The 13,421-nt window shown below is 56.1% G+C and carries 12 protein-coding genes; 7 read left to right on the forward strand and 5 right to left on the reverse strand.

Annotation, left to right across the window (positions count from 1 at the left end; genetic code table 11):
• Positions 1–62: 62 nt before the first annotated feature.
• The gene (locus AABA21_RS36160) at positions 63–896 is read left to right on the forward strand and encodes a glycerophosphodiester phosphodiesterase family protein (RefSeq protein ID WP_338257693.1); all 834 of its coding nucleotides are present in this window, start codon (positions 63–65) and stop codon (positions 894–896) included.
• A 292-nt stretch (positions 897–1,188) separates the two neighbouring features.
• On the opposite strand, the gene AABA21_RS36165 is transcribed toward AABA21_RS36160, so the two are convergent.
• Together AABA21_RS36165 and AABA21_RS36170 are read right to left on the reverse strand one after the other, a co-directional pair.
• On the reverse strand, positions 1,189–1,686 hold the full coding sequence (locus AABA21_RS36165) for a nucleoside deaminase (RefSeq protein WP_338257695.1): 498 nt from the start codon (positions 1,684–1,686) through the stop codon (positions 1,189–1,191).
• A 125-nt stretch (positions 1,687–1,811) separates the two neighbouring features.
• Positions 1,812–2,240: a winged helix-turn-helix transcriptional regulator gene (locus tag AABA21_RS36170; RefSeq protein ID WP_338257696.1), complete on the reverse strand. Its 429-nt coding sequence runs from the start codon at positions 2,238–2,240 to the stop codon at positions 1,812–1,814.
• A gap of 123 nt (positions 2,241–2,363) precedes the next feature.
• Here AABA21_RS36170 and AABA21_RS36175 point away from each other — a divergent pair, with 123 nt between their 5' ends.
• The gene (locus AABA21_RS36175) at positions 2,364–3,275 is read left to right on the forward strand and encodes an alpha/beta hydrolase (protein ID WP_338257698.1); all 912 of its coding nucleotides are present in this window, start codon (positions 2,364–2,366) and stop codon (positions 3,273–3,275) included.
• Positions 3,276–3,419: 144 nt separating this feature from the next.
• Complete coding sequence (locus AABA21_RS36180; RefSeq protein WP_338257700.1) at positions 3,420–3,929, forward strand: DinB family protein; 510 nt, start codon at positions 3,420–3,422, stop codon at positions 3,927–3,929.
• Positions 3,930–3,969: 40 nt separating this feature from the next.
• Here AABA21_RS36180 and AABA21_RS36185 read toward each other — a convergent pair whose 3' ends face one another.
• The gene (locus AABA21_RS36185; RefSeq protein WP_338257702.1) at positions 3,970–5,487 is read right to left on the reverse strand and encodes an MFS transporter; all 1,518 of its coding nucleotides are present in this window, start codon (positions 5,485–5,487) and stop codon (positions 3,970–3,972) included.
• Positions 5,488–5,665: 178 nt separating this feature from the next.
• Positions 5,666–6,358, reverse strand: a complete 693-nt coding sequence (locus AABA21_RS36190; RefSeq protein WP_338257704.1) for a hypothetical protein — start codon at positions 6,356–6,358, stop codon at positions 5,666–5,668.
• Positions 6,359–6,656: 298 nt separating this feature from the next.
• On the opposite strand from AABA21_RS36190, the gene AABA21_RS36195 reads away from it, so the two are divergent.
• The 4 genes from AABA21_RS36195 (at position 6,657) to AABA21_RS36210 (ending at position 12,423) form a co-directional block, all read left to right on the forward strand.
• On the forward strand, positions 6,657–8,270 hold the full coding sequence (locus AABA21_RS36195) for a beta-N-acetylhexosaminidase (RefSeq protein WP_338257705.1): 1,614 nt from the start codon (positions 6,657–6,659) through the stop codon (positions 8,268–8,270).
• Positions 8,271–8,622: 352 nt separating this feature from the next.
• Positions 8,623–9,414: a GNAT family N-acetyltransferase gene (locus tag AABA21_RS36200; protein ID WP_338257707.1), complete on the forward strand. Its 792-nt coding sequence runs from the start codon at positions 8,623–8,625 to the stop codon at positions 9,412–9,414.
• Between the two features lie 686 nt (positions 9,415–10,100).
• Positions 10,101–11,159: a tetratricopeptide repeat protein gene (locus tag AABA21_RS36205; RefSeq protein WP_338257708.1), complete on the forward strand. Its 1,059-nt coding sequence runs from the start codon at positions 10,101–10,103 to the stop codon at positions 11,157–11,159.
• 205 nt (positions 11,160–11,364) lie between these two features.
• The gene (locus tag AABA21_RS36210) at positions 11,365–12,423 is read left to right on the forward strand and encodes a tetratricopeptide repeat protein (protein ID WP_338257709.1); all 1,059 of its coding nucleotides are present in this window, start codon (positions 11,365–11,367) and stop codon (positions 12,421–12,423) included.
• A 44-nt stretch (positions 12,424–12,467) separates the two neighbouring features.
• Here AABA21_RS36210 and AABA21_RS36215 read toward each other — a convergent pair whose 3' ends face one another.
• Positions 12,468–13,373 (reverse strand): NAD(P)/FAD-dependent oxidoreductase, encoded by a 906-nt coding sequence (locus AABA21_RS36215; protein ID WP_338257710.1) that lies wholly within the window; start codon positions 13,371–13,373, stop codon positions 12,468–12,470.
• Positions 13,374–13,421: the final 48 nt, after the last annotated feature.

Genomic DNA, 13,421 nt, shown 5'->3' on the forward strand with positions numbered 1-13,421 from the left:
ATAGAAATATTTAAAATGCCGCTCACGTGGGGTGGCTAATTAAAGGATTGTTTTGATTATTTATGGAGACTGAATCGACGTTGTTTCCGGGGTTGCGCCGGCCATATATCTTCGCGCACCAGGGTGGCGAGCTGCTGGCGCCGACCAATACTATGGCGGCCTTCGCGGTGGCCGACGCCATCGGAGGCATCGATTTTCTGGACGTGGACGTGCATATGACGCGGGATGGACACCTGGTGGGCATCCACGACGCCACGGTGGATCGCACCACCAACGGGCATGGTCGCGTCGATAGCTTTACGCTGGCCGAGCTGCAGGAGCTGGACGCCGGCTACCACTTCCAGGATCTGCAGGGACTGTACAGCTATCGCAGCAAGGGCGTCTACATCCCGGCGCTGGAGGAGGTGTTCCAGGCCTATGGCTCCAGATACTACCTGCACTTTGAGGTCAAGGACGCCTACCCGAAGCAGGGACCCTCACAGATCGAGGCGAAGCTGTGGGCACTGATCCAGAAATATCAGCTGGAGCGGCGCGTCATCGTCTCATCTTTCGTGGACGTGGTAGTCAGGCGCTTCCAGAGCGTCAGCGGTGGTCGCGTCATCACTGGCGCCGGCCGCTCCGAAGTCACCGGCTTTGTGCTGTCCCACAAGGCGCGCCTGCCCTGGCTCTATCGTCGTCGCTCCAGCGTGCTCTCTGTTCCAGATGAGCAGAGCGGCGTCAACCTCAAGGACCCGGTCCTGCTCCGGGGAGCACAACGCCGGGGCATGGAGTTCTACTACTGGACCATCGATGAGCCCGTCCTGATGCGCCAACTCATCGAGTTGGGAGCCGACGGCCTCTTCACCAACCGGCCTGACCTGATGAAGGACCTGCTGATCGAGATGGGTCTGCGCTGAGTGGCCGCAAGCGGCAAGGCAACCACAAGGGCCGATCTATTCAACTTTAGAGCAAGCAACAAGAAACACGACCCCAGTACGTGCGGGGCTTGCCCCCGCTTCTGCCCTCCCCGCTCGAAAAGCAACAAGAAAGGCGTCCTTCATCAGCAGAAGCTTGAATTGATGAGCACCGAGGAAGAAAGCGGGGGCAAGCCCCGCACGTACTGTGATATTTGCTTGTTTTGCACGAAATTAAATCGAAAGTTTCGACCTTGAGAGTTGCTGCTACGGGGATATGTTCATGCGAGATCTCTTATGCTTTCGCCTGTGTCAAGCGCACTTTTTGTGGTTTTGGATCTGCGATCCATTGTTGCATGAGTTTATCCGCGCGATCCGCAATGATAGGTTCTGGTGCGGCTGTCAACAGAAGGGGAGCGAATAAGGCGGGATAGACGCCGTTTCGATAGTGTGCGTGCAGCGCTCCATAGTCGGGATCGTTCATGGCCCAGACGACGCGCGCTATATTTGCCATGAGCAGAGCACCGGTGCACATCAAGCACGGCTCCAGCGTTGTATATAAAGTGCATTTCCCGCGATGAGATGGCGCCATGAGCGTTCCTCCCGCGCTGCGAAGAGCATCAACTTCCGCATGAGCGGTATAATCGCCAGAGCTGTAGACGCGGTTATGGCCTCGACTGATGATGATACCATCCGGGCCAACGACGAGCGCGCCAATCGGATAGGTTCCTTCCTGGGCTGCCTGTTCTGCTTCCTTCAGCGCCAGTTCCAGGTAGAAGCGGTCAGTTTCCATGAAGCTCTCCTTGCTATCATAGATAAAGTTCATCAATCTTTTGTTGTGTCACCATTGTATGAATGGCGGAGGACTCCAGGATTCGTGGAAGGGGCGGATATACACTTTGACCCGTGGGGAGTGTTTCATTGCTCTCGCTGTTGAACACGGGTCATGGTTTCTTCCTGGATGGGCGGATGATCGACCTGGTCATAGGCCATGCGCGCCCGCGCGACCTCCTCCAAATGCTCATATGCCCAGCTCTGGAGCATGTGTACGGGTTCGACCAGCGCTTGTCCCAGAGGCGTGAGGGAATATTCGACGACTGGAGGCACGACGGGATGGACGACGCGTTGAACCAGGCCATTGCGTTCCATCGCCCGCAAGGTCTGCGTGAGCATCTTGGTTGAAATGCCATCGATACGCTTGAGTAACTGGCTGAATCGCAACGTGCCTTCTTCCAATGCGAAGACGACCAGAGGTGTCCACTCACTGGCGATCAATTGGAGCGTACTTCGCGACAGGCAATCGGCCCGGAAAATATCAGGCTGTTGTTGTTGCTTGTTTGTTACCATGAGGTAAGTCTATCACTTTTTAGTTCCTTCTTACAAGATACAAGGTTTTCAATTATAGTAAGTACCAGTGAGAGGGTAACCTACTCATCTGAGAAACATGTATATGAAAGAGGGAATTTCCTGATGCCTAGTCCAGAAAGCTTACAGATTCGATCCGACTTATTGGCCCTCAAGGCTGCTCAAGGTGCACCAGCGCCGCTAGCGGAGCAGCGTGCTTCCTTTGAGAAGCTCGTCGAAACCTATGTGGGGCATCCTCTTCCCTTGCCAGAAGGGACTCGCGTCGAGTCCGTGGATGTCGATGGCATCCCTGCGGAATGGGTACGTCCGCAGGGCGCTGACCAGGAGCGCGTGGTGCTGTTCTTCCACGGGGGGGCGTATATGCTCGGGTCGCTCGCCTCACACCGTGAAATCGTCGCGCGCCTGAGCGCTGCGGCCGGGGTCCGTAGCTTGCAGGTTGACTATCGTCTTGCGCCTGAACATGTCTTTCCTGCCGCGCTCGATGATGCCCTGACCGCCTATAGTTGGCTTCTGGCCCATGGGACAAAACCAGAGCATATTGTGATTGCTGGCGACTCTGCGGGTGGCGGTTTGAGTCTTGCCTTGCTGCAAGTTGTGCGTGATCAACACCTTCCCATGCCAGCAGGAGTAGTCCTCCTTTCTCCCTGGACCGATCTCGCCGGCACCCTTGAGAGTCGAACGACACGCGACGCGGTCGATCCTATCTTTTCTGGGAGCGGGATTAACTATCTGGCGAACTTCTATGCTGGCACGGAAGACAAGCACAATCCACTGCTTTCACCCATCTACGCAGATCTGCATGGTTTTCCACCTCTGCTGATCGAGGTTGGAAGCGATGAAGTCCTGTTAGATGACGCTCTTCAACTCGCGGAACACGCCAGAGCAGCGCACGTTTCGGTCGAACTGACCGAGTGGGAGGGCATGTGGCACGTTTTCCAGCTCTACGCCTCTATCTCGCCCGAAGGACAGCAATCGCTTGAGAACATGGGAAGGTTTATCCGCTCCCAGACAAAATAATCTTGAGTTAATAAAGCTGGACGTTTGTTGCCGGAAAATGATGCTGGACAGAGAACAGTTTGGAAGAGATGTAACGTGCCGAAGGATTCGACAGGACTCTCATTCGCTGTCAGGCGGATCATTGAGGAAGAAGGAGCGACAAACATGGGTGAAACAGGTGAAACTCTGGCCTTCTTTACCGAAGGCTGGCAATATCATCAGAGCCAGTTGAGCGCGACCCTGGCTCGACTCACACCGGAACAGCTGGCGCTGCGGGCCGCGCCCAACCTGCGTTCAATTGGGGAACTGGCGTGCCACATCATCGCCGTGCGGGCAGGCTGGTTCCATTATAATCTGGAAGAGGGCGGCGAAGAGCTCACGATATTTGATACCTGGGGTCAACCGGACAGTCCGCCGCGCTCGGCCAGTGAGCTGGTCAGCGGATTGGAGAAGACGTGGCAGGTCATCCAGGATGTCCTGAGGCGCTATACGCTGGCAGACCTGCAATCGACGGTCCAGGATGAGTGGAAGGGGCAGGTCTACAACCTGACCCGCGGCTGGGTCATCTGGCACGTAATGGAGCACGATCTTCACCATGGCGGCGAGCTTGCCTACTCCCTTGGCATGCACGGCATCCCCGCCTGGGAGGATGGGGGCAAGAGGGATCTCGCTTGAAAGAAATCGGACGCGAGGTCCGATTTCTCTTCCCGCGGCGTCAGGCTTTGACGCCGCGGATGAAGCGGACGGTGACGGTGCCGATGACGCAGTAGACGATCGACATGCCGAAGATGACCTGGTAGCCCAGCACGGTCTGGCCGGAGCGGGTGAAGCTGTCGAGCAGGGGACCTCCGAGGACGGGCGCGATGACCTGCGAGAGCGAGAGCGCAACGTTCCAGACGCCCATGTCGCGGGCGTAGTTGCGGCGCGAGGGGAGCGTGTCGGCCACCAGGGCCCAGTCCACGCTCTGGTAGGCCCCGTAGCCCAGGCCGAAGATAGCGCCGGCGGCGAAGACCAGCGGCAGCTCATGGGTTATCACAAAGACGGTCCCTACCACGGCCATAAAGGCGCCGGAGATATAGACCAGCCGCTTGCGCCCCAGGTGGTCCGAGAGCCAGCCGGCGGCGAAGGCGCTGCCCAGGCTGGTCAGTGAGACGATGATCAGGAAGTTGGTGGTGGCCTGCTCGGGATGCGGCACGCGCACCACGTCGCGCATGTAGTATTGCAGGAAGGCCTGGATAGTATAGATGCCCAGCATCATGATCAGGCGCGTCGCCAGCACCCAGGCGAAATCAGGATCGCGGCGCGGCCGAAAGTCGAACAGGCGCAGGATACCGATGGTCAGGATGATCTCGATCACCACCTGCTCGATGTCGTTGCCGATGACGATGCCGCCCGGATGCCAGCCGTTCCACAGCGTCAGCAGCCCCAGCACCAGCGCGGCCACCGCCACCACAGAGGCGATCGTGCGCGTCGCCGGCATCTCCAGCCAGCGCAATCCCTTGATATTGAATTTCGTATAGTCTAAATTTTGTCGCTCGCGCGTGATGCTGGGGATCGGCTTTTCGCGCACGAAGAGCATGGTGATGAGGAGGAAGATGAGCAGGATCGCGATGATCATGCCGTAGGTGATCCAGAGTCCCTGCGTGTAGCGGTCCAGGGGGAGGGAGGAATCGATGAAGCGGCCGGCGACGAGGACGCCGCCGATATTGCCGCCGATGACCATCAGGCCGATGACGCCGGAGGTCAGGCCGCGCTGCTCGGGCGGCACGATGTCGGGTAGCAGCGCGTGATAGGGGGCCTGGGCCGCGTTGTTGATGAACTGTGTCAGCGCGTAGGCGATGGCCAGTGAGAGCACGTCGCGCGCCGAGGCCATCCAGCACAGCGTCGCCACCGAGCCCAGAGTGCCCAGCAAGATATAGGGGCGCCGCCGTCCAAGCATCCCCAGCCGTCCCCCCATGCGATCGCTCAGCCAGCCGAAGAGCGGATTGGCGAACAGCGAGACGAACGCGCCGGGGATCAACACAAAGGCCAGAGCCGTCCCCTTGTCCAGGTCGCCCACCATCTTGAAGACCTGGCTGGGCAGAATAATCGTACTGATGGCCGCCCACTGAAAGTTCAGCGCCAGGGCGAAGATACTGATCGCCACAATGCGCGTCCACGGGAGCCGTGGAAGTTCACCGTCTATATCGGGTAGCGCATTCTGCCCGGCTACTTCCTGCTCAATGCTATCCATGAAGCTCTCGCCTTTCCCTTACTTTTGCTGTGTTTGCCGCGTTCCTACATTCTCACACATAAACGACATGGGTTTCAATATTTGTGGACTTTTTGCTTTCAGCTCCAAACAACAAACCGGCCGCATTCCTCCCTGCCTTTGAGGCAGGGAGGAATGCGGCCGGTTTGTTGGATATAAGTTAGTTATGAGCGGAGAGGTTTACCGGCATCGCTGAGATGTTCCCGTGGAGCGTGTCCTCGACCAGTTTGAAATCCCTGGCACTTTTGGCCTCGAAGGGGGTGAGGCCATGGGGAGGCTGGGGATTGACATAGTGCAGGTAGTGGAGCGTCCCCGTTTTCTGCATGATCGATTGCGCACCCGGACGACTGCAGGTGGTTTTGCCCGTTTGGAAGCAGCGATACGAGCCATTGAGGGGACTACTCTTCCCTTCCTTGAAGCCGATGGCCGGTCCAACGGTCATATTGTCATATGTGCCTGGATAGGGCAGAATGCTAAGCAACGCCCATTGTTTATTGGTGCCGGGCTCTCGATGACAGCCCGAGCCATTTATGTTCGGCCTGCATACAAATATCGTCTCATGGTTGGCCGTATTTCCCTGCCACGCGTCAATGAAGCTAAAGGTGATCCACCTGTAGTCAGCGGATATATTCCGAGCGGCTGTGCCGTTTTGAACATGAAAATAATTGTCCCGGCCATTTGTATAAATAATCGCTATCGGCTGATTCGCCTGAATCAGCGGGGTAGGAGTGGGGGCCAGCTGGTTACTGACGAGAGACGATGCATGCTGCCGCGCCAGAATTATTACTGCGATCAATCCCATGCCAACGATAAAGCTGACCTTTAACCAGAGTGGGCGTACCTTCACCATCATCCACAACCTCCATGGGTACGATGTACCTAAAACATAAAATGCGTATTCAATAATTTAGCTTGCCTGATCCACGTTGAGAGGAAACACGCAAGTATTGTGTTCTCATTACAGTATAAGGAAATGCAGAATATATAAAATCAAATGTTGTTATCTTGTGGGGGCTCTGGATTGTTGACAGGAGCGGTTGGATATTCTACACTACTCATCAACGCCCATTATACGTGCAAATGCTGTAATAAGCTTGAATGCTCCCGTTCAAGTTATCTCTGTATCTCTATTTCCTGGAAGGAGCCATGCAATGCATGCACACGCATCTCTCAATCACTCCGAACTGTCGATTCTGCCCCGACCCGCCAGTATCGCGCGCGTAGAAGGATATTTTCAGCTGACCCGTGATACCGTGATCGTGACAGACCAGGAGACACAGGCCATCGGCACACTGCTGGCCAACGCGCTGGCGCCCGCGCTCGGTTTCGTGCCGCGCGTGCTTACAGGTGAGCAGTCCCCGCTGCCCGCTATCTCGCTGGGCATTGATCCCCAGCTGGCACAGCTGGGTCAGGAAGGGTATACGCTCACGGTCACAGCGGAGCAGGTCACGCTGCGGGCGGCGCATCGCGCTGGCGTGTTCTACGCCACGCAGACGCTCAGGCAGTTGCTCCCCGTCGAGATCTTCTCCTCAACGCCGGTTAGCCAGACCTGGAATATCCCGGCCGTCAGTATCGAGGATGCGCCTCGCTTCTCGTGGCGCGGCTGCATGCTCGACAGCGCGCGCCACTTTATCCCAACGCAAGAAGTGCTCAAGCTGATCGACGTGCTGGCCCTGCACAAAATAAATATGCTGCACCTGCATCTGACAGATGATCAGGGATGGCGCATCGAGATCAAAAAATATCCCCGGCTGACCGAGGTAGGCGCGTATCGCAAGGAGACAGTGGTCGGACACGCCCACAAGTCACAGGAATACGACGGTACAGCGCATGGCGGTTTCTACAGCCAGGAGGAGCTACGCGAGATCGTCGCCTACGCGGCTGCGCGCTTTATCACCGTTGTGCCTGAGCTCGATCTTCCCGGCCATGCCCAGGCGGCAATCGCTGCTTACCCTGAACTGGGCGTTTTGCAGGCGCCGGTCGAAGTATCGACAACGTGGGGCATCAATCCCTACCTGTTCAACCCCACTGAGGAGGTCTTTCAATTTCTCAGGGATGTCCTGAGCGAAATCATGGATATCTTCCCCAGTCCTTTCATTCATATTGGCGGCGATGAGGCCATCAAAGATCAATGGCAGGCGAGCCAGCAGGTGCAGGCGCTGATCAAAAAACTGGGCTTGAAAGATGAGGATGAGCTGCAGAGCTGGTTCCTGTCACAGCTCGGGACGTTTCTGACGCAGCATAATCGCCGCATGCTGGGATGGGATGAGATCCTCGAAGGTGGCCTGCCAGCCGGCGCCACCGTGATGTCGTGGCGAGGGATTGAAGGGGGGATCGCAGCCGCGCAGGCGCAGCACGACGTGGTCATGACCCCCAATACGTTCGTCTATCTCGACTACTACCAATCCAACGATCCCGAGGAACCGCTGGCCATTGGCGGCTACCTGCCTCTGGACAAGGTATACTCCTTCGATCCCATCCCGGCCGAGCTCACTCCCGAGCAGGCGCGCCATATTCTGGGGGCCCAGTGTAATCTCTGGTGCGAGTACGTCCCCACCACGAAGCATTTAGAGTACATGCTGTTTCCGCGCGCCATCGCGCTCTCCGAGGTCGCCTGGACGCCAAAGGAGCGCCTTGAGTTCTCCGACTTCCGCGGACGGCTGGCGGTGCATGAAGCGCGACTCGCCTCCCTGGATGTCAATTTCCGGCCAGTCGAGAAGCTAGACCAGGAGCAGACCTTCCCGGCCCGCCAGCGGTCCTGGTAGTAGATGCGCCCCTTGCGGGCGCTTCCCACCTCGGCCCCTGATAGTAGATGCGCCCCTTGCGGGCGCTTCCCACCTCGGCCCCCGCCATCTGCTGGCCCTCCCGGCGTGACCTGCACCTGCTCTGATTGGTATGGCAGGATGGACCTGTGCATGGTCGTTGCTACGGGTACGTGGCGGGGGCCAGCAGGCGGCATGCACAGGGAACGGATTGGGGCTTTTCATGTATTTGGAGTGTTTAGCTGCAAAGCCGGGGCAAGCCCGGCACCTACGGCCGCCTACAGGGGAACGTTTTCGCGTTTGAGGGACTTTCATACCTGGGCTAATGTACGAGGATAGGGAAAGGGGATGGCATATGAGAGAGGATATTCGAACGAACTTTGAGGAGAAGGTTTCCTATCTTGCCCGCCGCGTTCCAGGTATGACAGTCACGGATCACAGTGGCTTTCTGGCCGTTGACTGTGGGCTGCCCAGCGACACGTTCAATGTGCTGGTGATCAGGGATATGGCCGCGCTAACCGAGGCGCTGGCCGTGGTTGACCGCTTTAATGCTAAAGGTTTTCCGTTGGCCGTGTGGTACTGGGGGAACGATATCGCGGAGATGGATCGTGTGGAGATGGCCCGGCATGGATTGGAACACACCGAGACCCATGTTGCCATGTACGCGGATCTCTCTCAGATTCAGGCATCTCCGCTTCCAGACACCGAGTTAGAGATCACACCAGTCACGACGGCGGACGATCTGCTGTGCTTTGGAGAGGCGATCGGTGCGCTGTTCGGGAATTCCGACGAGGGTGAGCAGGTACGCGCCTACTTCCAGCGTCTCAGTGCGTATCCTCCCGAGACGTTTCCGGCCATGCGCTACTACCTTGGCAGGCTGCATGGCGAGGTCATCGCCACCAGCACGCTCTTCGTTGGCAGCCAGACAACTGGTATCTACGACATCGTGACTCACCCAGACTATCGCCGCAGGGGGTTTGGCAGCGCCATGTTTCAACATATATTGAATGAAGCAGGCCGGGACGTGCTCGGGGGAAAATGCGTGTTGCAGGCCTCGACGGACGGCCTGGACATCTATCAGAGAGCCGGCTTCAGGGCCGTCGGGCACGTCCACACCTTTGAAAACCGCCGTTCCCTCTCCAATTGATATATTGGTCTCCTCTTCATTATGTCCTCTTCCCAATCTATTTACCTTTTTTGATCTTGAAATTAGCTCCGCATTAAAGAAGCTTCCATCGCGGCCCAATGGTAGAAAGCAGGCAGACATCCCCACGGGTGTCTGCCTGCTTTCTTAGCTGGAGCAAGTCCCAATACATTCAACGTAACACTCTGGCTCACCTTTGATAGGAAGATCGCATCGTTGGTGGAACGTGCGCGCCCGGGCACAGGGCCGCTGCGCGGAAATCGGCCGCAAGGGCCGAACCTACGATTCTCGTTTCCGATGTTTATTTGATGTTGGATATCATCGCGGATCCTTCTTTACGGTCGTGCATGAGAAAAACGATGGCTGATTGATGGCGATGGCCGATGTATGTGTTTGCTGTATATCCCATCGCCCATATGCAAAGTCTAGCTTGATAGGCAGAGATTTACGCCTGTGGAACTACCGGTTTTCATGACCGGGCAAAGCTTCCTTAGAGATGGGCTACTGGTGATCTATCCCGGTAAAAATACCGGGTCGGGGGTAAGCACGCCCGCTTGTTTGCTATGTGGTTTTTATCTGCAAATGGTACGCAGGTTGTGGAATGGAGACAGGATAGACAGGATGCACTATAATTATGCAAGAGTTTTATTTTTTCTTGATACTGGCCGGCAAGAAGCCAAAGGATGAGCATGGATGTTTTAGATCTGTTTAATCTGGTTGGGAATATTATCTTCGTTGTTGCCGTTCTTATAGCCTCGATTGAGGGCCTCGGCTATGCCTTGATGCGCTATTGGAAGAAATATCGCTGGGCGGCCAACTACTATTCGGCCCTGCTGGCGCTCTGGCCATTCAGTGCCATGCTCTATGTCAATCGTTCCTGGGCCCGGCTCTGCCTGCTTGAGTTTGACCAGGCGCTGGACGATTGCGCGCGGGCCATCAAGCACAATGACCAGGTAGCGATGGCGTATAACAATCGGGCGGCGGCCTACATGGGGCTATATCGATTTAAGGACGCGTATTGGGCCGCGCAGCGCGCCATTCAGCTGGACGATAAGCTATGGGCGGCGTACTATAATCGCGGCTGTGCCCTGCACGGCTTGAAGGATTATGAAGCGGCGATTAAAGACCTGGATGTGTGTATCGAGCAGCGACCGGGCCTCACCGATCAATATTTTTGTCGCGCCACCTGTTATCTGCGCCTGCAACAATATGAGCGCGCCATTGAGGACTATACCAGCAGTATCGATTTGATGGCGCATGCCTGGAATGCCTATCATAATCGAGCATACGCATACATGGCCTTAAACGATATTGAGCGCGGCTATGCTGATATCTGTAAGAGCTGTGAACTTCATCCGGCGGAATTAATACATCATTTGTTGAAAACATGGTGTGAGCTTTGCCTTGATCCCCGGCTCACCCCTGAACAAGTGGAAGACTTCGCGGCCCTATCCGTGCTGGAGACCACACAACCTTCCAGGCGCCATTCATATCAGGGTATGCTCGCCTGGATGCGGGGAGAGTACGAGCAGGCGCTGGCGCAGTTTGAGCTCGGGATAGAGAGCGATCCATTCACCAACGAGGCCAACTACTTCTGGTCCGGCATGGCGCTGGCCGCGCTGGGACGCTATGATGAGGCGAAGAAGGCCATTGATTATGCTCTGCGGCGCAGCATGTCGCCCTTCTTTCTCAAAGCCCTGGCTCTCCTACAAGAGGAGCACAGCACGTTTGTTGAGCAATATCTGTAGCCCTTTCCTTTCCGAGGCCAATCAGTGCTCCTATATCCTCAGGTAAAAGAGGTTAGCAGGTACACCTGTTTGGTGGCTTTCATCTGCAATGGTACGTATGTTGGGAATGGGGACAAGCAGGGCAGACTGCACTATAATTATGCAAGAGTTTTATTTTTCTGGATGCTGCCTGGCAAGAGGTCAAAGGAAGAGGCATATTTAAAGCATGGACGTTACAAACCTGATGAGCCTGGTAGGCATTTTTATTCTCGTCATTGCTCTTTTTATATTCATATTAAGGCGTGTTAGTTATGCGCTGATAGTGCGTCACAGGAAATATCGCTGGGCGATTAACTACTATTCAGTTTTGCTGGTGTTCTTCCCATTCAGTGCCACGCTCTATGCCTGGCGTTCCTATGCCTGGCTGTGCCTGCGCGATTTTGAGCGCACGCTGGACGACTGCGCGCGGGCTATTAAGCGCAATGACAAGATGGCGATAGTCTATAACTATCAAGCGACGGCCTATATGGGTCTATACAAATTTCTGGACGCATACTGGGCTGCCCAGAGAGCCATCCAACTGAACAATATACTGTGGGCGGCATACTCTAATCGCGCATGTGCCCTACAAGGTTTAAAGGACTATGGGTCGGCGATTAAAGACTTCGATCTATGTATTCAGCAGCAGCCAGGTACTTCTGGATTATATTATGGTCGCGCCAACTGTTACCTGCGCCTGCAGCAATATGAGCGCGCCGTTCAGGACTATGGCAGTTGTATCAAGTTGAATGCAAATGCCTGGAACGCCTATCACAATCGAGCATACGCCTATATAGGCATAAATGACGTTGAGCATGGCTACGCTGATATCTGCAAGAGTTGTGAGCTTCATCCGTCAGGATTGATACACCGTTTGACGAAAGCATGGTTTGAACTCTGCCTGGACCCCCGGCTCACTCCTGAGCGCGTGGAAGACTTCGCCGCTTTATCTGCTCTGGAAACGCCACAAGTGTCCTGGCGCTATTCCTATCAGGGCATGCTCGCCTGGATGCGGGGAGAGTACGAGCAGGCACTGGAGCAGTTTGGTCTTAGTATAGAGAGTAGTTCATTCGATGACGAGTCCGACTACTTCTGGTCCGGCATGTCCCTGGCCGCGCTGGGACGCTATGAGGAGGCGAGGAAGGCTATCGATTATGCTTTGCAGCACAGTCTGTTACCCTTCCTTCTCAAAACTCTGACCCTCTTGCAAGAGGAGCACAGCGCGTTTGTGGAACAATATCTGTAAGCCAGCCGGTGGTGCCGGGTTCAACCAACCCGGCACCGGGACGATCAGGCTGAGAATTCACGTTCGGTTAAGTCCCAGATCACGCCGGCAGCGGCGGCGCTTCCCTGGCCTGCGGAGACAATGAGCTGCGAGGGAGCGACGACCTCGCCGGCGGCATAGACTCCCTTGACCGAGGTGCGGCCGAGGCGGTCCACGGTGAATCCCTTCATCTCATTCGTCTCACAGCCGAGCTGTTCGCCAAAGGGGGAGGCTGGATCCCAGCGCGGAGCCACCAGGCCGCCCTGCCGGGCTATGGCCTCATGGGCCGCGAACTCAACCCGTTCGAGCATGCCGTTTGTGCCGACCAGGGCCGTGATGCGCTCTTCAACGAACTGGATCTCGTGCTTGCTCAGCGCCGCCTTCTGCTCTTCAGTGAACATTGCGTGTCCATTGGTGCAGACGAGCAGGTCTCGACTCCAGTTCCAGAGGAGAGTGGCCATGTGGAAGGCGGCCGATCCTTCCTCCACAATGACGACCAGGGGCCGGTCCTTGAGTTCCCAGCCATCACAGAAGGGGCAGTTGAACAGACTAGTTCCATAGAATTTGTGAATGCCTGCTATGTCGGGCAGCGTCTCTTTCAGACCGCTGGCCAGGATGATGGTTCTGGCCAGCACGGTTGTGCCATTATCCACAATAAGTTCAAATTCATCATCATTATGCTTGTGAACCTCGTTAACACGGGCCTGCTGGATGCTGACGGAAGGATAGGCGCCGATCTCCTGGTGCGCGAGCCGTCTGAACTCGTTTGGTGACACGCCATCTCGCGTGAGGAAGCCATGGGATTCATGCGTCACGGCATTGCGCGGCCGGTTATCGTCGAAGAGCACAACGTTTCTTTTGCCCCGGCCCAGGACGAGCGCCGCGTTCAATCCGGCCGGTCCCCCGCCAATAATGGCACAGTCTAGCTTCATAAGATGATCTCCCTTTCTGATTATGGATAATATGGACTCATAAAGTCT

The sequence above is a fragment of the Dictyobacter halimunensis genome, from assembly GCF_036245075.1.

What these genes read in the sequence shown, in the direction of transcription:
- AABA21_RS36160 (WP_338257693.1), top strand. Translation starts at nt 63, where the DNA reads ATGGAGACTGAATCGACGTTGTTTCCGGGGTTGCGCCGGCCATATATC.
- AABA21_RS36165 (WP_338257695.1), bottom strand. Translation starts at nt 1,686, where the DNA reads ATGGAAACTGACCGCTTCTACCTGGAACTGGCGCTGAAGGAAGCAGAA.
- AABA21_RS36170 (WP_338257696.1), bottom strand. Translation starts at nt 2,240, where the DNA reads ATGGTAACAAACAAGCAACAACAACAGCCTGATATTTTCCGGGCCGAT.
- AABA21_RS36175 (WP_338257698.1), top strand. Translation starts at nt 2,364, where the DNA reads ATGCCTAGTCCAGAAAGCTTACAGATTCGATCCGACTTATTGGCCCTC.
- AABA21_RS36180 (WP_338257700.1), top strand. Translation starts at nt 3,420, where the DNA reads ATGGGTGAAACAGGTGAAACTCTGGCCTTCTTTACCGAAGGCTGGCAA.
- AABA21_RS36185 (WP_338257702.1), bottom strand. Translation starts at nt 5,487, where the DNA reads ATGGATAGCATTGAGCAGGAAGTAGCCGGGCAGAATGCGCTACCCGAT.
- AABA21_RS36190 (WP_338257704.1), bottom strand. Translation starts at nt 6,358, where the DNA reads ATGATGGTGAAGGTACGCCCACTCTGGTTAAAGGTCAGCTTTATCGTT.
- AABA21_RS36195 (WP_338257705.1), top strand. Translation starts at nt 6,657, where the DNA reads ATGCATGCACACGCATCTCTCAATCACTCCGAACTGTCGATTCTGCCC.
- AABA21_RS36200 (WP_338257707.1), top strand. Translation starts at nt 8,623, where the DNA reads ATGAGAGAGGATATTCGAACGAACTTTGAGGAGAAGGTTTCCTATCTT.
- AABA21_RS36205 (WP_338257708.1), top strand. Translation starts at nt 10,101, where the DNA reads ATGGATGTTTTAGATCTGTTTAATCTGGTTGGGAATATTATCTTCGTT.
- AABA21_RS36210 (WP_338257709.1), top strand. Translation starts at nt 11,365, where the DNA reads ATGGACGTTACAAACCTGATGAGCCTGGTAGGCATTTTTATTCTCGTC.
- AABA21_RS36215 (WP_338257710.1), bottom strand. Translation starts at nt 13,373, where the DNA reads ATGAAGCTAGACTGTGCCATTATTGGCGGGGGACCGGCCGGATTGAAC.